Genomic DNA, 17,162 nt, shown 5'->3' with positions numbered 1-17,162 from the left:
CGGCTACAGGGGCGCGCCAGGCCTGAGTAATAACCGGGCACAAAAAAGCCGACGCATCGCGTCGGCCTTGTTCATTTCTACGAGGGCTCAGCCGCGCTTATAGACGATTTCCTTGGTACCGCCTTCACAGGTACCGACCACTTTGCCGTCAGTCGCGCTGCCTTTGTCGACAATTTCCAGCGAATAGCCCGACACGCCTTTGGCATCGATCTTCGCGGCGATTTCGCTTTTCAGCTCTTCGCATGATTTGCCGGCAGCAAGGGCTGTTCCCGCGACACTCAACAACGCTAAAGCCATTACCAGTTTTTTCATCGGTCACATTCCCTGGTCGAATCAGAAATAAGCATCAAGCCTCGGCCTGCTCGGCATCGAGGCAGATATAGCGCTTTGCCATTCCCTATGGCAATCGGCCAGCGCACAAGTTCAACAGCCTAGCCAAGGTTCAGCTGTTGGCAATGCGGAAACCGACCTTGAGCGTGACCTGGAAATGCGCGGCCTTGCCATCAAGGATGTGCCCGCGGGTTTCAGTGACCTCGAACCACTCCAGGTGCTTGATGCTTTTGCTGGCTTCGGCCAGCGCATTGTTGATGGCGTCTTCGATGCTGCTAGGGGACGAACCGACCAGTTCGACTTTCTTGTAGGTGTGATGATCAGACATGGCGCTCTCTCCTTATGAGGTAGATCAAAGCCTAGCAGCGATTACCAGCAACACTGGAATAAGCCCCGGCCCATCGTCATGCAGATTTAATGCACTTTCGCCAGGCCGCGCAGTCGGACCCTACAGACCCCCTCAATCAACAATGCAGGAGAGCCACCATGGCCAACACTTCGCTACGCAAAGCCTCATTGGAAAGCATGGAAGCCGAGATCGAAAGTCTGCTCAAGTCCCTGGAAAGCCTCAAGGACGACGCTTCGGACGAGTCGCGCAAAACCCTCAAGGCGCTGAAAAGCAACGCCGAGAGCGCATTGAGACATTCGCGCAGCCTGCTCAGCGATGCCTATGAAGAAGTCAAAGTGAAAACCCGTGAAACCGGGATCGCCACCCGCGACTATGCCCAGCAGCACCCTTGGACCACCGCCGGCGTCGCGGTGGGCGCGCTGGGTCTGCTGGCCGCTTACTTGCTGTGCAAACGCGGCAATTAAGGAGCCTGGCGCAGCTCGTTGCTGAGCCACTGCGCCAACTGCCGGGCGCGTCCGTCCGCGGCGCGCTTGGGTAGCCACAACGCCAGTTGCCCCGGGGTTTCACAGAATCCCCACGGGGCAACCAGGCGCCCGGCACGCAGGTCCTCGGCCACCAGAGGCTGCGGCGCGATCGCCACGCCCAGCCCGGCCACCGCGGCCTCCAGCAAATAATACAAATGCTCGAAACCCTGCCCGAACTTCAGCGCCCCGGCGTCGATGCCATTCTGCCGTGCCCAGCTGGGCCAGGCCTGCGGGCGCGAGGTGGTCTGTAGCAACGTTTCGTTGAGCAGCGCACTGGCCGGCGCCTCGCGCAGTTGCTCATAACGGCTGTAGCGCGGGCTGAGCACCGGGCCGATGCGCTCGCTGGCCAGCTCAAAGACCTGCATGTCCGCCGGCCACGGCGGCTCGGCGAATACCAGCAAGGCATCCAGCCCCGGCCGGCGCGGGTCGAGATCGCCTTCGCCAGCCGACAGGTGCAGGCGCAAGTCCGGCAAGTCGGCATTCAACCGCCCCAGGCGCGGGATGAACCAGCGCGCCAGCAGGCTGCCGGAACAACCGAGCACGAAGGGCGCATCGGCGGTGCTCTGGCTCAGCTCGGCGCAGACCGTGCGCAGGCGCTCGAAAGCATCGCTGCTGGCGTCGCGCAGACGCACGCCGGCATCTGTGAGTTTAAGGCCGCGTCCTTCCTTGACGAACAGGCTCACCCCGAGATGCTCCTCGAGCACCTTCAACTGGCGGCTGACCGCGCCATGGGTGACGTGCAGCTGTTCGGCCGCCTGACTGACGCTGTTCAGGCGAGCGGTGGCTTCAAAGGCCCGGAGGGCGTTCAGCGGAGGCAAGTCGTGGCTCATGGTATATGTGAGTTTTCCTGACAGGTTGTGGCGATCTTATCGGTTTTCAGCCCGGGGTGTCAGGGGTAGAGTGAACGCCATTGCCTGTCCACGCATTCACCCTTTTGACGAATCACCGGGAGCGCCTCCATGACCCAGACCAATCTGCGCAACGGTCCTGATGCCAACGGCCTGTTCGGCGCGTTCGGCGGCCGTTACGTCGCCGAAACCCTGATGCCGCTGATCCTCGACCTGGCCCGCGAATACGAAGCGGCCAAGGAAGATCCGGAGTTCCTCAAGGAACTGGCCTATTTCCAGCGCGACTACGTCGGCCGCCCAAGCCCGCTGTATTTCGCCGAACGCCTGACCGAGCACTGCGGCGGCGCCAAGATCTACCTCAAGCGCGAAGAGCTGAACCACACCGGCGCACACAAGATCAACAACTGCATCGGCCAGATCCTCCTGGCGCGGCGCATGGGCAAGAAACGCATCATCGCCGAGACCGGCGCCGGCATGCACGGCGTGGCCACCGCCACTGTGGCGGCCCGTTTCGGCCTGGACTGCGTGATCTACATGGGCACCACCGACATCGAGCGCCAGCAGGCCAACGTGTTCCGCATGAAGCTGCTGGGCGCCGAAGTGATCCCGGTGGTCGCCGGCACCGGCACCCTGAAGGACGCGATGAACGAAGCCCTGCGTGACTGGGTGACCAACGTCGACAGCACCTTCTACCTGATCGGCACCGTGGCCGGTCCGCACCCTTATCCCGCGATGGTCCGCGACTTCCAGGCGGTGATCGGCAAGGAAACCCGCGAACAGCTGCAAGCCCAGGAAGGCCGCCTGCCGGACAGCCTGGTGGCGTGCATCGGCGGCGGTTCCAACGCCATGGGCCTGTTCCATCCGTTCCTCGACGACAAGAGCGTGCAGATCATCGGCGTCGAAGCCGCCGGCTACGGCATCGAGACCGGCAAGCACGCGGCCAGCCTGAACGGCGGCCTGCCAGGCGTGCTGCACGGCAACCGCACCTTCCTGCTGCAGGACGAGGATGGCCAGATCATCGACGCCCACTCGATTTCCGCCGGCCTCGACTACCCGGGCATCGGCCCTGAACACGCCTGGTTGCACGATATCGGCCGCGTCGAATACACCTCGGTGACCGACGACGAAGCCCTGGCCGCGTTCCACCAGTGCTGCCGCCTGGAAGGCATCATCCCGGCCCTGGAAAGCGCCCACGCCCTGGCCGAAGTGTTCAAGCGCGCGCCGAACCTGCCCAAGGATCACCTGATGGTGGTCAACCTCTCGGGCCGCGGCGACAAAGACATGCAAACCGTGATGCACCACATGCAACAGTCCCAGCAGGAGAAACACTGATGAGCCGCCTGCAAACGCGCTTTGCCGAGCTTAAGCAACAGAACCGCGCCGCCCTGGTGACCTTCGTCACCGCCGGCGACCCGGGCTACGACGCCTCCCTGGCAATCCTCAAGGGCTTGCCGGCAGCCGGCGCCGACGTGATCGAGCTGGGCATGCCCTTCACCGATCCGATGGCCGACGGCCCGGCGATCCAGCTGGCCAACATCCGCGCCCTGGGAGCCAAGCAGAACCTGGCGAAAACCCTGCAAATGGTTCGCGAGTTCCGCGCCGGCAACAACGATACACCGCTGGTGCTGATGGGGTACTTCAACCCGATCCACCACTACGGCGTGCCGCGTTTCATCGCTGAAGCCAAGGAGGCCGGCGTCGACGGCCTGATCGTGGTCGACATGCCGCCCGAGCACAACGCCGAGCTGTGCGACCCGTCCCAGGCCGCCGGTATCGACTTCATCCGCCTGACCACGCCGACCACCGACGACGTGCGCCTGCCGAAGGTGCTGAACGGTAGCTCGGGCTTCGTCTACTACGTCTCCGTGGCCGGTGTGACCGGTGCCGGTTCCGCCACCCTGGAGCATGTGGAAGAGGCGGTGACCCGCCTGCGTCGCCACACCGACCTGCCGATCAGCATCGGTTTCGGCATCCGCACCCCGGAGCAGGCCGCGGCCATCGCCCGCCTGGCCGACGGTGTGGTGGTGGGTTCGGCGCTGATCGACCGGATCGCCAATGCCACCAGCTCCGAGCAGGCCGTGGACGGCGTGCTGAGCCTGTGCGCCTCCCTCGCCGAAGGGGTGCGTCAAGCCCGTGTCAGCTGAGGGTAAAGTTCCTGATACAGAGGAATTAGCCTCGGGATCCACAGACTAAACCAGCAAGACCAAGGGGTTCAGGACCAGGTTCTGAACCCCTTTTTGTTGCTCGTGCTCTGAGGAAGACCCGATGAAAATGCCCAAACGCCTGATTGCCGGTCTCGGCGTGCTGATGCTCAGCGCCAGCCCGCTGCTGCACGCGGTCGCGGACCCACGGGACGACCACGATCGCGGAGGCCCGCAACAGGGTCGCTACGACAATCGAGGAGACAATCGCGCGGACAATCGGGGCGATGAGCATCGTGGCCCGCAGGCCGATCGGCGTGGCGGCCCGCCCCGGGATTTCGGCCCGGTGCGCGAGACCATTCGCGACAATCACCTCTACTTCTTACGCGGCGCACCACCGCCCCAAGGCATCCACCTGGTGCGCGGCCAGCCGCTGCCCCGCGGCTACTACGGCGAACGCCTGGACAACCGCGCCCTGGCGCACCTGCCGTACTACCCGGGTTATGAATGGCGGCGCATGGGCGCCGATATCGTGCTGATCGCGGTAGGCAGCGGGATCGTCTACGAGATCCTCGATGGCGTGCTGTATTGACCGCCCGCTCCTGTAGGCGCACAGCTTGCGTGCGATGACGGCAATACGGTGTGTCTGTCACAACACGCCATCGTTCATCGCGGGCAAGTCGGATCGCCGCCCGCTCGCTCCCACGGGAGCGAGCGGGCTCGCGAAACGCTCAAAAAATCGACAGGTCCAGCGGCCTGATCGCCCCCATCCAGACCGCATGCTCGGTGTGATCCTTCAGATCGTCCCCGGTGTCCGGGTGCAGAAACACCACCAACCCGTTGCGATTGAGCGCCAGCCACGGCAGCACCTCCCCCAGGTACTGCGGTTCGAACGCCAGCTGACAGCTCCAGTCCGGATGCGGGCCGACCGGCCGTTCATGCACCCGCCCCATCTTCAACGGAAACAATTGCGCCGCCTGCTCACACAGCGCCCGCGCCTGGTCGATGGTGCTGGCGTCGAAATAGACGTGGGCGTGATAGCCCTTGATGCGTTGCATGGAACCTCTCATGACAAAGTCGAACCCTGGCGACAGCCCACAGGTCATAACCTTACCAGTGTAAAGAGACGAGCCGCGCCATGAAAAATGCCGAAACCCCGGTGGTCAAGCTGGTGCTCTACGGTGCCATGAGCAGCCTGGGCAGCGCGCTGATGGCGGAGTTCCTGCGGCGCCAGCATGAAGTCATCGCCATCCTCGACGACCTGACGGCCCTCGAGCCCCTTCCCGGTTTGCGCACCAAATGCGGTGACCTGTTCGATGCCGCGCGGGTCAGGCAAAGCGTGGCCGGAGGCGACGTGGTGGTCTGCCTGCTGGATGCCCCGGGGCTGCCCATGGGCCTCGAACAGCAGGAAAACCTGCTTCTCGAACCCCGGGAGCAACTCCGCGCGGTCGAAGCGCTGATCGCCGGCATGCAGGCTGCGGGCGTCCGGCGCCTGTTTCTGCTGGGAAATTTCGAGGTGCTGGACAACCCGGAAATGGAAGACCGCCCACAGCGCCAGGCCGCCGAAGCCATCCTCGATGCGCTACAAGGCAGCAGCTTGCGCTGGACCCTGGTGAATACTCCACGCAGTGTGCCCGGACTGACCCTGGACCATTTCCGCCAACCCGCCGGCAGCCTCCCGCCGAAGCAGGATGAGTCGGTGCAGCGACTGGCGCGGGTAGCTGCCGGCATCGCCGATGAGCTGCAACTGAACCTGCATCTGCGCGAGCATGTGAACTTCGTCGATAGGCCTGCCCGGGGCTGAGGCTCAAGGCTGCTCGGCCAAGGTCGCAGCCACTTCCAGCAATTGCTGGCGTAACCAGAGGTGGGCCGGATCGGCGCTGTTGCGCCCATGCCAGATCGCCAGCAACGGTGACGGCTCGACGGCCAGGGGCAGCGCCCGCTGCGACAAGGCAAAACGTTGCTCGAAGGCCCGAGCCAACGGCGCCGGCACAATCGCCACCCACTGCGACTGCTCCAGCAGCTGCGGCAAGACCAGGGAATGGGGCAGGGTGACCTTGTAATCAGGCCGCCGGCCAATCGCCGCCAGCGCCTGCTCCAGGCGCTGGCGATCAAACATCTCCGACTGCCGGGCAATGCCACGTTCGAGGATGTAGCCATTGACCGCGCCTTCCTCCTGGCCGCCCACCGACAGGGTAACCAGCGGGTAATCCGCCAATGCCTCCAGGGTTACCGCGGGCAGCTCGAGCATGGGGTGTCCCGGGCACATCAGCATTACATCCTGCTGCTGCCAGAGGCAGGTGCTGTGTATGCGCTGCGGCAGCTCGGCAAACAGCCCGAGGGCCAGGTCGATACGTCCGACATCGATCTGCTCGGCCAGGTCCAGCCGGGTCGAGGGCCGCAACACCAGTTCCACGCCCGGCGCCTGTTGCGCCAAACGTTGGAGCAAGGGCACCAGCAGCACTGCACTCATGTAGTCATTGGCCGCCAGGGTGAAAGTGCGCGTCGCCGTGGAGGGGTCGAAGGCTTCCACGCCCACCGTCCGCTGGATGGTCAATAGCGCCTCGCGCAAAGGGCCGGCAATCGCCTCGGCCCGGGCCGAAGGCTGCATGCCCCTGGCGGTCCGGATGAACAGTTCGTCCTGCAAGGACTCGCGCAACCGGGTCAGGGCATGGCTGACCGCCGACTGGCTCAGGTGCAGACGCTTGCTGGCCAGGAGGATGCTGCGGTCTTCATAGACGGCATCGAATACCCGCAGCAGGTTCAGGTCGATACGCGGGACGCTAGGCACTTCATCACGGAGCATATTGCATATCCTGCAGGAGGCTATTGCGGATTGTTCCCTTGCCCCGGGGGGCGGGCGCGGGCAACTTTAGCGCATCCGGCAAGCAACCCGATGGCCCTGGAACCAGACACGGCGATCACGGCAGCGGCTTGCCCGAAATTCACCGAACGCCAGGTTCATGAGTGTCGTCACCCTGCTGGGGACAACCTCGCGGCTAGCGTTCGAAACGATGATCAAGGCCAGGGACCGCACATGCCTGCAAGCCCCAACAATCCGTCGCAGCCACCGCGCGCGACTGCCGACCTGAATGACATCCGCGCCCACGACTGGGTCTCGGCCCGGCTGCCCGGCCCCTGGCAAGCCTACGCCCGCCTGATGCGCCTGGACCGGCCCATCGGCACCTGGCTGACTCTACTGCCGGCCCTGGCTTCGCTGCTGCTGTCGGCCGGCCGCGTGCCGCAAGCCACAGAGGTGCTGGTGTTCTCGCTGGGCGCGCTGCTCATGCGCAGCGCCGGCTGCAGCATCAACGACATCTTCGACCGGCGCTTCGACGCCCAGGTCAACCGCACCCGCGAGCGTCCCTTGGCCAACGGTTCACTGAGCCTGGGGCAAGCGCTGACCTGCCTGGTCGTACAGTTGCTGCTGGCGGCGGTATTGCTGCTGTTCCTGCAACCGCTGACAGTGCTGCTGGCGCTGTGCTGCGTGCCCCTGACTCTGCTCTATCCGCTGCTCAAGCGCTTCACCCACTGGCCCCAGGCGTTTCTCGGCGCGGTGTTCAATTGGGGAGTGCTCATGGCCAGTGTGGAAACCACTGGCCGCCTGCAACCCAGCGCGCTGGCGCTGTGGCTCGGCTGCCTGTTCTGGCAGCTGGGCTACGACACCCTCTATGCCTACAGCGACCGTGCAGACGACCTGAAGATGGGCCTGCGTTCCACCGCGACGCTGTTCGCCGACCGGGGCAAGGCCTGGATCGGCGGGTTCTACGCCATGACCCTGCTGTGCTGGTGCACGGCCGGGGTGCTGGCCGGCGTCAATCCCGGGTACTTCATCCTGCTGCTGCCGGTCGCCCTGTCCCTGGCTTACCAGCTCGACCAGTTCCATCCGGATAACCCGGAGCCCTGCAACAACCTGTTTCGCAGCAACTGCCATGTCGGCGTCCTGCTGCTGGTCGGCACCTCGGTGTCGATCGTCTGACTGCCCACCCCGGCAACACCCTCGACCCACAACACAAGGACTCGTCATATGCCTGCCCGCTCGCTCGGCTCACCGCACTCATCTCCGGAACAATGGGCCGCCCTGTTGCTGCGCCTGGCCCTGGGCGCCATGTACATCGCCCATGCGCTGTTCAAGATCCTGGTCCTGGGCTGGCCGGGCACCCTCAGGCTGTTCGGCGCCACCGGCATGCCCGAATGGATGACCTACCCGGCGGTGGGCGCGGAACTGGCGGGCGGCTTGCTGTTGGTCCTGGGCATCGCTGTGCGCTGGATCGCCCTGGCCCTGCTGCCGATGCTGCTGGGCGCCATTGCCTTCGTCCACGGTGCCCATGGCTGGATCTACACCAGCCCGGGCGGTGGCTGGGAATACCTGGCCTTCCTGGCAGTGGTCTCGGTGTCGCTGATGTGCCTCGGCAATGGCGCCCTGTCCCTGCAGTACCTGTTCAAGGCCTCGCCTACAAGGCAATCGAGGGCAGCGACAATCCCTTGAGCGATTGCGCGCTGTCGGCTTGCTCGGCCATCAGCCAGTCGAAAAACCGCTGGATCAGCGGCCCGCGGCGTTTGCGCTGGGGCAGGACCACGTAATAGCCGTAGCGGGAGATCAGCGTTTCGCTGATCGGCCGGCACAACAGACCTTGCGCCAACAAGTTATCCACAAGGTGGCGCCAGCCAATGCCCACGCCCTGGCCACCGATCGCCGCCTGGATCAGCAGGGTGTAGTTGTCGAAACGCAGCTGCCCGGGTGTCGGCGGGGTAGCAATCCCCAACTCGCGGAACACGCCGCTCCAGTCGAACCAGTGGCTGCTGTTTTCGCCCTTCAGGTGCAGCAGCGGAAACTCCAGCAGCGACTGGGCGCCCAGCGGTAGCGGTCGCTCCTTGAGCAGCAGCGGGCTGCACACCGGAAACACCTCTTCATTGAACAGCCAGTGGCTTTCCCCCTGCTTGAAACGGCCATCGCCAAACAGCACCGCCACGTCGATATCGGTACGCAGCATGTTGTGGCTGCGCTCGCTGGTGACCAGGCTCACATCCACCTGCGGATTAGCGGCGTGGAAACGGGGCAGCCGCGGCATCAGCCAGTAGGCGGCAAAGGCGAAGTCGGTGGCCACCTGCAGCACCTCGTGCTGATGCTGGGCGGTGATGGCGCTCAGGCCGCTGTCGATGCTCTGCAAGCCGGCCTGCACCTGTTCGAACAACTGGCTGCCGGCCTCGGTCAGTTCGATGCCACGGTAGATGCGGTCGAACAGCCGGGTGCCGAGCTGTTCCTCCAGCCGCTTGATCTGCTGGCTGATGGCCGGCTGGGTGGTCCCCAGTTCCACCGCCGCGGCGGTAAAGCTGCGCTGGCGCGCCGCCGCCTCGAATACGCGGAACAGGTCCAGGGACAGGTCGCCAAGCGCTTCATACATAAGTTGTACTAATCCTAGTCATTGCCGTACATGGGCTTTACCGCAAAAGCCGCGGGTTACATGCTCGATCGCAGCACTTTCGCATAACTGCCCACTATGGAATGCCGCGAATACATGAAGCGCAAGAACATTCTTTTCATCATGGCCGATCAGATGGCCGCGCCAATGTTGCCGTTCTACGGTCCATCGCCCATCAAGCTGCCGCATCTGAGCCGCCTCGCCGCCCGGGGCGTGGTGTTCGACGCCGCCTACTGCAACAGCCCGCTGTGCGCGCCGTCGCGTTTCACCCTGGTCAGCGGCCAGTTGCCGAGCAAGATCGGCGCCTATGACAACGCCGCCGACTTCCCCGCCGACGTCCCGACCTACGCCCATTACCTGCGCCGCCTGGGCTACCGCACCGCGCTGTCGGGCAAGATGCATTTCTGCGGCCCGGACCAGTTGCACGGTTACGAAGAACGCCTGACCAGCGATATCTACCCGGCCGACTATGGCTGGGCAGTGAACTGGGACGAGCCGGACGTGCGCCCCAGCTGGTACCACAACATGTCCTCGGTGCTGCAGGCCGGGCCATGCGTGCGCACCAACCAGCTGGATTTCGACGAAGAAGTGGTGTTCAAGGCCCGCCAGTACCTGTTCGATCACGTTCGCGAAGACGGCGACCAGCCGTTCTGCCTGACCGTGTCGATGACCCACCCGCACGACCCGTACACCATTCCAAAAGCCTTCTGGGACCTGTACCGCGACGAGGATATTCCGCTGCCGCAGACCCCGGCCCAGGACACGCTCGACCCGCATTCCCAGCGCCTGCTCAAGGTCTACGACCTGTGGGACAAGCCGCTGCCTGTGGATAAGATTCGCGACGCGCGTCGCGCCTATTTCGGCGCGTGCAGCTATATCGACAGCAACATCGGCAAACTCCTGGAAACCCTGGAGGAAACCGGGCTGATCGACGACACCATCATTGTCTTCTCCGGCGACCACGGCGACATGCTCGGCGAGCGCGGCCTCTGGTACAAAATGCACTGGTTCGAAATGTCCGCGCGGGTACCGCTGCTGGTCAGCGCGCCGGGGCAGTTCGCCTCCGCCCGGGTAGCCCAGGCGGTCTCGACCGCCGACCTGCTGCCGACCCTGGTGGAACTGGCCGGTGGCGAACTGCAACCGGGCCTGGCGCTGGATGGCCGCTCCCTGGTGCCGCACCTGCAAGGGCAGGGCGGGCATGACGAAGTCTTCGGCGAATACATGGCCGAAGGCACCATCAGCCCGCTGATGATGATTCGTCGCGGCCGCTACAAGTTCATCTACAGCGAAGACGACCCGTGCCTGCTGTTCGATGTGGCCAACGACCCGCGTGAACAGGAAGAGCTCAGCCAATCGCCGCAACATCGCCTGCTATTCGAGGATTTTCTCCGCGAAGCGCGGGCCAAATGGAATATCCCGGCCATTCACCAACAGGTACTCGCCAGCCAGCGCCGCCGTCGCTTCGTCGCAGGCGCCTTGAGCCTGGGCAAGCTGAAGAGCTGGGACCACCAGCCACTGGTCGACGCCAGTCAGCAATACATGCGCAACCACATCGACCTCGACGATCTGGAGCGCAAGGCTCGTTATCCACAACCCTGCCAAAACCAATAACGTAAGGGGAAGAGCATGCAAAGGTTATCCACAGCAGTGACGGCCGCGCTTCTGGCGCTGGGCAGTGCTTCGATCCCGGCCCTGGCCCGGGCCGAACAGGGGTGCGAGACCGTGAAGATGGCCGACCCGGGCTGGAGCGACATCGCCGCCACCAACGCCATCGCCGGTTTCCTGTTGGACGGCATGGGCTACAAGGCCAAGATCGATACCCTGGCGGTGCCGATCACCTTCGGCGGGCTCAAGGACGGCCAGGTGGATGTGTTCCTGGGCAACTGGATGCCGGCGCAGCAGGGCTTCTACGACAAGTTCGTGGCCAATGGCGATGTCATCCAGCTGGCGAAGAACCTGGACGGCACCGAGTTCACCCTGGCGGTGCCGGATTACGTCTGGGACGCCGGCGTGCATGACTTCAGCGACCTGAACAAATTCGCCGACAAGTTCGACAAGAAACTCTACGGCATCGGCTCAGGAGCGCCGGCCAACCTGTCGTTGCAGGAGATCATCAAGAAGAACGACTTCGACCTCGGCCAGTGGAAGCTGATCGAGTCCAGCGAGCAGGCGATGCTCGCCGAAGTCTCGCGGGCGGTGAAAAGGCAGAAGTTCGTCACCTTCCTCGGCTGGACCCCGCACCCGATGAACGTGCAACTGAAAATGCGCTACCTCAAGGGTGGCGAGAAGTACTTCGGCGACACCGGCAGCGTCTACACCCTGACCCGCAAGGGTTATGCACAGGCCTGCCCGAACGTCGGCAAGCTGCTGAGCAACCTGAGCTTCACCCAGGAAATGGAGAACAGCATCATGGCCGAGGTGGCCAACAAGAAGGTCAGCAACCTGGATGCGGCCAAGGCCTGGATCAAGGCCAACCCGGCGGTGCTGGACAAGTGGCTGGACGGGGTGAAGACCCTCGATGGCAAGGACGCGCTGCCGGTGGTGCAGGCCAGGCTGTAATCCACCTGTAGCCGCTGCCGCAGGCTGCGATCGAGCCGAAGGGGCGTAGGGTTTTCGAGCCCGCTGAGGTCCTGCCGGTCCTCTCGCAGCCTGCGGCAGCGGCTACAACCGTCACTGACGGGCCTTGCACGCTCCGACCTGACACTCCACCCTGACGCCTTTCGCCCCATCCCGACCGCGAGGACCCATGGCCTGGCCCAATCGCCATTCACTCTTGCCCTTCCTGAGCTGGCTGCCCCGGCAGACCCGCGCCAGCGTCGGGCGCGACCTGCTGGTGGGCCTGAGCGGCGCCATCCTCGCCCTGCCGCAATCCATCGCCTATGCCCTGATCGCCGGCCTGCCACCGGAATACGGCCTGTATGCCGCCGTCGTCCCGGTGTTGATCGCCTGCCTGTGGGGTTCTTCCTGGCACCTGATCTGTGGCCCGACCGCGGCGATCTCCATCGTCCTCTACGCCAGCGTCAGCCCCCTGGCGGTGCCGGCGTCCCAGGACTACATCACCCTGATCCTGCTGCTGACCCTGCTCGCTGGCGTGTTCCAATGGCTATTGGGGTTGTTGCGCTTCGGCGCGCTGGTGAACTTCGTGTCCCACTCGGTGGTGCTCGGCTTCACCCTCGGCGCCGCGGTGGTGATCGCCCTGGGGCAGTTGCCCAACCTGCTGGGCCTGGACTTGCCGAGCGAAGCTACCGCGCTGAACAGCCTGACCTCGCTGTTCGCCCATCTCGATGCTGTGGATACCCCCTCGCTAATCCTCGGCCTGGGCACACTGATCGTCGGCCTGGCCCTGAAGCTGCTGGTACCGCGCTGGCCCTCGCTGCTGATCACATTGATCCTCAGTGGGCTGGTGGTGTGGCTGTGGCCGGCGCTGTTCGGCCAGGTGAAGCTGGTCAGCGCCTTTACCGGCCGGCTGCCGCCGATCAGCCCGCTGCCGCTGGACCTGGACATGATCCTGCGCCTGCTGCCCAGCGCCGTGGCGGTGGGCATGCTGGGGCTGGTGACCAGCCTGTCGATCGCCCGCTCGCTGTCGGCGCGCTCCGAGCAGTTGCTCGATGCCAACCAGGAAGTCCGCGCCCAGGGCCTGTCGAATATCGTTGGCGCGTTCTTCTCCGGCTATCTGTCGTCCGGCTCCTTTACCCGCTCCGGCCTGAGCTACGAAGCCGGCGCCTGTTCGCCGCTGGCGGGGGTGTTCTCGGCGCTGTGGGTGGCCCTGTTCGCCATCGCGGGCGCGGCTCTGATCGCCCATATCCCGATCCCGGCCATGGCCGGGAGCATCCTGCTGATCTGCTGGGGGCTGGTGGACCATCGCGGCATTCGCGCGCTGTTCCGGGTCAGCCGCGCCGAGTTCGCGGTGATGAGCCTGACCTGTGTCGCCACCTTGCTCCTGGAATTGCAGACGGCGATCTATGCCGGGGTCCTGGCGTCGCTGTTCTTCTACCTCAAGCGCACCTCGCAACCGCGCGTGCAGCATGGGCGCGAAGGCGACGAGGACATCCTGCGGGTCGGCGGCTCGATCTTTTTCGGCGCCAGCCATTACCTGCAAGTGCGCATGCAGCGCTGCCATGCGCCGCGCCTGGTGATCGACGCCCGGCAGATCAACTTCATCGACTATTCCGGGGTGGCCATGCTGCACCAGGAAGCCCGCCGCCTGCTGCGGCAGAACCGCAGCCTGACCCTGCGCCGCGCGCGCGCCTCGGTGATCGAAGAGTTGAGAAAGCTCGAAGGCGTGGAGAAATGCCCGATCCGGTTTGAGGATTGATTGCGGGCCGCAGCGCGACTATCGCGGCGACCCCCTCGCGGGCAAGCCTCGCTCCTACAGAAGAAATGCCTTTCCTTGTAGGAGCAGCGATCAACGATGACGCGGTCTGTCAGAGCGCCAGCTGGCGCCGCAGCTCCGCCAGCACCGGCGCGGTGTCCGGGCGCACGCCACGCCACAGGAAGAAGGCTTCCGCCGCCTGCTCGGCGAGCATGCCCAGGCCATCCATGGAAATCGCCGCGCCGTATTGGCTGGCCCAGCGACAGAAGGCGGTCGGCTCCTTGCCATACATCATGTCGTAGCACAGAGTCCTACCCGGTTCGATCAGGCTGGCGGCGATCGGCGGCACGTCGCCGGTGAGGCTGGCCGAGGTGGCGTTGATGATCAGGTCCACCGGCTCGCGCAACCAGTCGAAACCGCTGGCCGACACCGGCCCCAGGTCGCTGAACAGCTCGGCCAGCAGCTCGGCCTTTTCCACCGTGCGGTTGGCGATGATCACCGACGCCGGCTGCTCCGCCAGCAGCGGCTCCAGCGCGCCACGCACCGCGCCACCGGCACCCAGCAGCAGAATGCGCTTGCCCTTGAGGCTGAAGCCGGCGTTGACCGTCAGGTCGCGCACCAGGCCGGCGCCGTCGGTGTTGTCGCCCAACAGGCTGCCATCGGCGAGCTTGCTCAAGGTGTTCACCGCGCCGGCGCGCTGGGCGCGGGCGGTCAGGCTGTCGGCCAGGCGATAGGCGTCTTCCTTGAACGGCACCGTGACGTTGGCGCCACGTCCGTCCACGAAGAACCCGCGGGCACAGCCGGCGAAATCGTCGAGGGGCGCCAGCAGGGTGGTGTAGACCAGCCGCTGCGCCGTCTGCTCGGCGAACAACCGATGAATCAGCGGCGACTTGCTGTGGCCGATCGGGTTACCAAAAACGACGTACTGATCCATCCAATAAAACCCTCATGCACATCCCTGTAAGGAGCCAGCTTGCTGGCGACAGGGGCGCTGCGCTGTTCTGTTCAATCGCATTATCGTCCAGCGCCGGCCCGCCGGCAGCAACGCTTTACGCGGAGCCCGCCAGCCAGTCGCGGTCCTGCAGGAAATATTCGGTCAGGCGCGCTTCTTCGCTGCCCGGCTCGGCTTTCCAGTCGTAGCCCCAGCGGACCTGCGGCGGCAGGGACATGAGGATCGACTCGGTACGCCCACCCGATTGCAGGCCGAACAGGGTGCCGCGGTCGTAGACCAGGTTGAACTCGACATAGCGGCCGCGACGGTATTCCTGGAACTCGCGCTGCTTCTCGGTATAGCCCAGGGCCTTGCGGCGCTGGACGATCGGCAGGTAGGCCTCGAGGTAGGCGTCGCCGATGGCGCGCATGAAGGCGAAGCTGGTATCGAAGTCCCACTCGTTGAGGTCGTCGAAGAACAGGCCGCCGATGCCGCGCGGTTCGTTGCGGTGCTTGATGTGGAAGTAGCTGTCGCACCAGGCCTTGTAGCGCGGGTAGACGTCCGGGCCGAACGGCGCGCAGGCCTTTTGCGCGACACGGTGCCAGTGCACGCAGTCTTCTTCGTTGGCGTAGTAGGGGGTCAGGTCGAAACCGCCGCCGAACCACCAGACCGGCTCTTCGCCTGCTTTTTCGGCGATGAAGAACCGTACGTTGGCGTGGGAAGTCGGCACATGGGGGTTGTGCGGGTGGATCACCAGCGACACGCCCAGCGCCTCGAAGCCACGGCCGGCCAGTTCGGGCCGGTGGGCGCTGGCGGACGGCGGCAAGCCGCTGCCGAACACGTGGGAAAAGTTGACGCCGCCTTTCTCGATCACCGTACCGTTGGCAATCACCCGGGTGCGCCCGCCACCGCCGGCCGGTCGGGTCCAGGCGTCTTCGACGAAGCGCGTACCGCCGTCTTCGGCTTCCAGGGCAGCGCAAATGCGGTCTTGCAGGTCGAGCAGGTAGGCTTTTACGGCCTCGGTGCGGGTAGTCATGGCATCACCTTGAATCGGGCAAAGCTACGCGGCGCCAGGGATACAGCAGGGGGCCTGCGCAAATGGGCGCGTAGCATAACACTGCGTGGGGGCCGGTCGCAGTTGACGGCGGTCAAGCATAGGAGTCCGATAAGGCACTTTCGCGACACGACCGAGGAGAGAGTGCAGATGGCCAAACGTATCCAGTTCCGGGCCCATGGCGGCCCGGAAGTACTCGAGTATGTGGATTACCAACCCGCAGAACCGGGCCCGCAACAGGTCCGCGTGAGCAACAAGGCCATCGGCCTGAACTTCATCGACACCTACTACCGCAGCGGTCTCTACGCGCCACCGGCCTTGCCATCGGGCCTGGGCGCCGAAGGGGCCGGGGTGGTCGAGGCGGTGGGCAGCGCCGTGACCCGCTTCAAGGTCGGCGATCGCGTGGCCTATGGCAGCGGCCCGCTGGGCGCCTACAGCGAGCTGCATGTGCTGCCCGCGGACAATCTGGTGCACCTGCCGGACAGCATCGGCTTCGAACAGGCGGCCGGGGTGATGCTCAAGGGCCTGACCGTGCAGTACCTGCTGCGCCAAACCTACGAGCTCAAGGGCGGCGAAACCGTGCTGTTCCACGCGGCCGCCGGCGGTGTCGGGCTGCTCGCCTGCCAGTGGGCCAAGGCCCTGGGGGTGAAGCTGATCGGTACTGTCAGCTCACCGGAAAAAGCCGCGCTGGCGAAATCCCTCGGCGCCTGGGAAACCATCGACTACAGCCATGAAGACGTGGCCAAGCGCGTACTGGAGCTGACCGACGGCAAGAAATGCCCGGTGGTCTACGACGGCGTGGGCAAGGACACCTGGCTGACCTCGCTGGACTGCCTGCAGCCACGGGGCCTGATGGTCAGCTTCGGCAACGCCTCGGGCACGGTGGAGGGAGTCAACCTGGGCATCCTGGCGGCCAAGGGCTCGCTGTATGTCACCCGCCCGACCCTGGGCACCTACGCCAACAACGCCGAGAACCTGCAGGCCATGGCCGACGATCTGTTCGGGATGATTACCAGCGGCAAACTGAAGATCGAGATCGGCCAGCGTTATCCACTGGCGGAAGCGGCGAAGGCGCAGACCGAACTGGCGGCGCGCCGCACCACGGGGTCGACCATTCTCTTGCCGTAAAAGGCTGCGTTGCCTGAGCGAATGCAATCGCGGGCAAGTCGGATCGTCGCCCGCCCGCTCCTACAGGTTCGCGTCGTGCCACGATGATGTGTACGACATCGTTTCTGTAGGAGCAGGGGGGG

The 17,162-nt window shown here is 64.8% G+C and carries 19 protein-coding genes; 11 read left to right on the top strand and 8 right to left on the bottom strand.

From position 1 onward, the window contains the following. Window positions 1–87: 87 nt before the first annotated feature. Together H0I86_RS00240 and H0I86_RS00235 are read right to left on the bottom strand one after the other, a co-directional pair. Window positions 88–312 (bottom strand): DUF1161 domain-containing protein, encoded by a 225-nt coding sequence (locus H0I86_RS00240; protein WP_009046245.1) that lies wholly within the window; start codon window positions 310–312, stop codon window positions 88–90. Between the two features lie 130 nt (window positions 313–442). Then, a complete protein-coding gene (locus H0I86_RS00235; RefSeq protein WP_009046244.1) occupies window positions 443–658 on the bottom strand; it encodes a dodecin in 216 nt (71 codons plus the stop codon). A gap of 158 nt (window positions 659–816) precedes the next feature. Between H0I86_RS00235 and H0I86_RS00230 the strand changes: the two genes are divergently transcribed. Then, window positions 817–1,143 (top strand): ElaB/YgaM/YqjD family protein, encoded by a 327-nt coding sequence (locus H0I86_RS00230; RefSeq protein WP_007926179.1) that lies wholly within the window; start codon window positions 817–819, stop codon window positions 1,141–1,143. Here the strand turns inward: H0I86_RS00230 and H0I86_RS00225 are convergent. After that, window positions 1,140–2,033: a LysR family transcriptional regulator gene (locus H0I86_RS00225; protein WP_124312583.1), complete on the bottom strand. Its 894-nt coding sequence runs from the start codon at window positions 2,031–2,033 to the stop codon at window positions 1,140–1,142. The genes H0I86_RS00230 and H0I86_RS00225 overlap by 4 nt on opposite strands. 129 nt (window positions 2,034–2,162) lie before the next feature. On the opposite strand from H0I86_RS00225, the gene trpB reads away from it, so the two are divergent. From trpB to H0I86_RS00210, 3 genes are all read left to right on the top strand, one after another. Further along, complete coding sequence (gene trpB / locus H0I86_RS00220; protein ID WP_180923439.1) at window positions 2,163–3,383, top strand: tryptophan synthase subunit beta; 1,221 nt, start codon at window positions 2,163–2,165, stop codon at window positions 3,381–3,383. Beyond that, window positions 3,383–4,195 carry a tryptophan synthase subunit alpha gene (gene trpA, locus H0I86_RS00215; RefSeq protein WP_180923438.1) on the top strand — a complete coding sequence of 271 codons (813 nt, stop codon included), beginning with the start codon at window positions 3,383–3,385 and terminating at the stop codon, window positions 4,193–4,195. The genes trpB and trpA overlap by 1 nt, the downstream gene beginning before the upstream one ends. A 121-nt stretch (window positions 4,196–4,316) precedes the next feature. Then, window positions 4,317–4,784 (top strand): anti-virulence regulator CigR family protein, encoded by a 468-nt coding sequence (locus tag H0I86_RS00210; protein ID WP_180923437.1) that lies wholly within the window; start codon window positions 4,317–4,319, stop codon window positions 4,782–4,784. A gap of 139 nt (window positions 4,785–4,923) precedes the next feature. On the opposite strand, the gene H0I86_RS00205 is transcribed toward H0I86_RS00210, so the two are convergent. Beyond that, the gene (locus tag H0I86_RS00205) at window positions 4,924–5,250 is read right to left on the bottom strand and encodes a DOPA 4,5-dioxygenase family protein (RefSeq protein WP_009046239.1); all 327 of its coding nucleotides are present in this window, start codon (window positions 5,248–5,250) and stop codon (window positions 4,924–4,926) included. An 80-nt stretch (window positions 5,251–5,330) separates the two neighbouring features. Here H0I86_RS00205 and H0I86_RS00200 point away from each other — a divergent pair, with 80 nt between their 5' ends. Next, window positions 5,331–5,996 carry an NAD(P)-dependent oxidoreductase gene (locus H0I86_RS00200; protein ID WP_180923436.1) on the top strand — a complete coding sequence of 222 codons (666 nt, stop codon included), beginning with the start codon at window positions 5,331–5,333 and terminating at the stop codon, window positions 5,994–5,996. 3 nt (window positions 5,997–5,999) lie between these two features. Here H0I86_RS00200 and H0I86_RS00195 read toward each other — a convergent pair whose 3' ends face one another. Then, window positions 6,000–6,998, bottom strand: a complete 999-nt coding sequence (locus H0I86_RS00195) for a LysR family transcriptional regulator (RefSeq protein WP_180923435.1) — start codon at window positions 6,996–6,998, stop codon at window positions 6,000–6,002. A gap of 231 nt (window positions 6,999–7,229) precedes the next feature. Here H0I86_RS00195 and ubiA point away from each other — a divergent pair, with 231 nt between their 5' ends. Continuing rightward, window positions 7,230–8,171, top strand: coding sequence for a 4-hydroxybenzoate octaprenyltransferase (ubiA, locus tag H0I86_RS00190; protein ID WP_180923434.1), 942 nt, complete (start codon window positions 7,230–7,232; stop codon window positions 8,169–8,171). 48 nt (window positions 8,172–8,219) lie between these two features. Further along, window positions 8,220–8,681: a DoxX family protein gene (locus H0I86_RS00185; protein WP_180923433.1), complete on the top strand. Its 462-nt coding sequence runs from the start codon at window positions 8,220–8,222 to the stop codon at window positions 8,679–8,681. Here H0I86_RS00185 and H0I86_RS00180 read toward each other — a convergent pair. Beyond that, a complete protein-coding gene (locus H0I86_RS00180) occupies window positions 8,647–9,597 on the bottom strand; it encodes a choline sulfate utilization transcriptional regulator (protein WP_180923432.1) in 951 nt (316 codons plus the stop codon). The two genes, H0I86_RS00185 and H0I86_RS00180, sit on opposite strands and share 35 nt — an antisense overlap. Before the next feature lie 114 nt (window positions 9,598–9,711). On the opposite strand from H0I86_RS00180, the gene betC reads away from it, so the two are divergent. The 3 genes from betC (at window position 9,712) to H0I86_RS00165 (ending at window position 13,930) form a co-directional block, all read left to right on the top strand. Next, window positions 9,712–11,226 carry a choline-sulfatase gene (gene betC, locus H0I86_RS00175; RefSeq protein WP_180923431.1) on the top strand — a complete coding sequence of 505 codons (1,515 nt, stop codon included), beginning with the start codon at window positions 9,712–9,714 and terminating at the stop codon, window positions 11,224–11,226. Window positions 11,227–11,241: 15 nt separating this feature from the next. Next, the gene (gene choX, locus H0I86_RS00170; protein WP_180923430.1) at window positions 11,242–12,174 is read left to right on the top strand and encodes a choline ABC transporter substrate-binding protein; all 933 of its coding nucleotides are present in this window, start codon (window positions 11,242–11,244) and stop codon (window positions 12,172–12,174) included. Window positions 12,175–12,361: 187 nt separating this feature from the next. Continuing rightward, on the top strand, window positions 12,362–13,930 hold the full coding sequence (locus H0I86_RS00165) for a SulP family inorganic anion transporter (protein WP_180923429.1): 1,569 nt from the start codon (window positions 12,362–12,364) through the stop codon (window positions 13,928–13,930). 109 nt (window positions 13,931–14,039) lie between these two features. Here H0I86_RS00165 and aroE read toward each other — a convergent pair whose 3' ends face one another. Together aroE and hemF are read right to left on the bottom strand one after the other, a co-directional pair. Then, window positions 14,040–14,861, bottom strand: a complete 822-nt coding sequence (gene aroE, locus H0I86_RS00160) for a shikimate dehydrogenase (RefSeq protein WP_180923428.1) — start codon at window positions 14,859–14,861, stop codon at window positions 14,040–14,042. Between the two features lie 115 nt (window positions 14,862–14,976). Then, window positions 14,977–15,894: an oxygen-dependent coproporphyrinogen oxidase gene (gene hemF / locus H0I86_RS00155; protein WP_038583343.1), complete on the bottom strand. Its 918-nt coding sequence runs from the start codon at window positions 15,892–15,894 to the stop codon at window positions 14,977–14,979. 168 nt (window positions 15,895–16,062) lie between these two features. On the opposite strand from hemF, the gene H0I86_RS00150 reads away from it, so the two are divergent. Beyond that, window positions 16,063–17,040, top strand: a complete 978-nt coding sequence (locus H0I86_RS00150; protein ID WP_180923427.1) for an NADPH:quinone reductase — start codon at window positions 16,063–16,065, stop codon at window positions 17,038–17,040. Window positions 17,041–17,162 lie beyond the last annotated feature (122 nt).

The organism is Pseudomonas chlororaphis subsp. aurantiaca (genome assembly GCF_013466605.1).
GTDB lineage: Bacteria > Pseudomonadota > Gammaproteobacteria > Pseudomonadales > Pseudomonadaceae > Aquipseudomonas > Aquipseudomonas chlororaphis_I.
This window is presented reverse-complemented; position numbering and strand designations above follow the sequence as displayed.

What these genes read in the sequence shown, in the direction of transcription:
- H0I86_RS00240 (WP_009046245.1), bottom strand. Translation starts at nt 312, where the DNA reads ATGAAAAAACTGGTAATGGCTTTAGCGTTGTTGAGTGTCGCGGGAACA.
- H0I86_RS00235 (WP_009046244.1), bottom strand. Translation starts at nt 658, where the DNA reads ATGTCTGATCATCACACCTACAAGAAAGTCGAACTGGTCGGTTCGTCC.
- H0I86_RS00230 (WP_007926179.1), top strand. Translation starts at nt 817, where the DNA reads ATGGCCAACACTTCGCTACGCAAAGCCTCATTGGAAAGCATGGAAGCC.
- H0I86_RS00225 (WP_124312583.1), bottom strand. Translation starts at nt 2,033, where the DNA reads ATGAGCCACGACTTGCCTCCGCTGAACGCCCTCCGGGCCTTTGAAGCC.
- trpB (WP_180923439.1), top strand. Translation starts at nt 2,163, where the DNA reads ATGACCCAGACCAATCTGCGCAACGGTCCTGATGCCAACGGCCTGTTC.
- trpA (WP_180923438.1), top strand. Translation starts at nt 3,383, where the DNA reads ATGAGCCGCCTGCAAACGCGCTTTGCCGAGCTTAAGCAACAGAACCGC.
- H0I86_RS00210 (WP_180923437.1), top strand. Translation starts at nt 4,317, where the DNA reads ATGAAAATGCCCAAACGCCTGATTGCCGGTCTCGGCGTGCTGATGCTC.
- H0I86_RS00205 (WP_009046239.1), bottom strand. Translation starts at nt 5,250, where the DNA reads ATGCAACGCATCAAGGGCTATCACGCCCACGTCTATTTCGACGCCAGC.
- H0I86_RS00200 (WP_180923436.1), top strand. Translation starts at nt 5,331, where the DNA reads ATGAAAAATGCCGAAACCCCGGTGGTCAAGCTGGTGCTCTACGGTGCC.
- H0I86_RS00195 (WP_180923435.1), bottom strand. Translation starts at nt 6,998, where the DNA reads ATGCTCCGTGATGAAGTGCCTAGCGTCCCGCGTATCGACCTGAACCTG.
- ubiA (WP_180923434.1), top strand. Translation starts at nt 7,230, where the DNA reads ATGCCTGCAAGCCCCAACAATCCGTCGCAGCCACCGCGCGCGACTGCC.
- H0I86_RS00185 (WP_180923433.1), top strand. Translation starts at nt 8,220, where the DNA reads ATGCCTGCCCGCTCGCTCGGCTCACCGCACTCATCTCCGGAACAATGG.
- H0I86_RS00180 (WP_180923432.1), bottom strand. Translation starts at nt 9,597, where the DNA reads ATGTATGAAGCGCTTGGCGACCTGTCCCTGGACCTGTTCCGCGTATTC.
- betC (WP_180923431.1), top strand. Translation starts at nt 9,712, where the DNA reads ATGAAGCGCAAGAACATTCTTTTCATCATGGCCGATCAGATGGCCGCG.
- choX (WP_180923430.1), top strand. Translation starts at nt 11,242, where the DNA reads ATGCAAAGGTTATCCACAGCAGTGACGGCCGCGCTTCTGGCGCTGGGC.
- H0I86_RS00165 (WP_180923429.1), top strand. Translation starts at nt 12,362, where the DNA reads ATGGCCTGGCCCAATCGCCATTCACTCTTGCCCTTCCTGAGCTGGCTG.
- aroE (WP_180923428.1), bottom strand. Translation starts at nt 14,861, where the DNA reads ATGGATCAGTACGTCGTTTTTGGTAACCCGATCGGCCACAGCAAGTCG.
- hemF (WP_038583343.1), bottom strand. Translation starts at nt 15,894, where the DNA reads ATGACTACCCGCACCGAGGCCGTAAAAGCCTACCTGCTCGACCTGCAA.
- H0I86_RS00150 (WP_180923427.1), top strand. Translation starts at nt 16,063, where the DNA reads ATGGCCAAACGTATCCAGTTCCGGGCCCATGGCGGCCCGGAAGTACTC.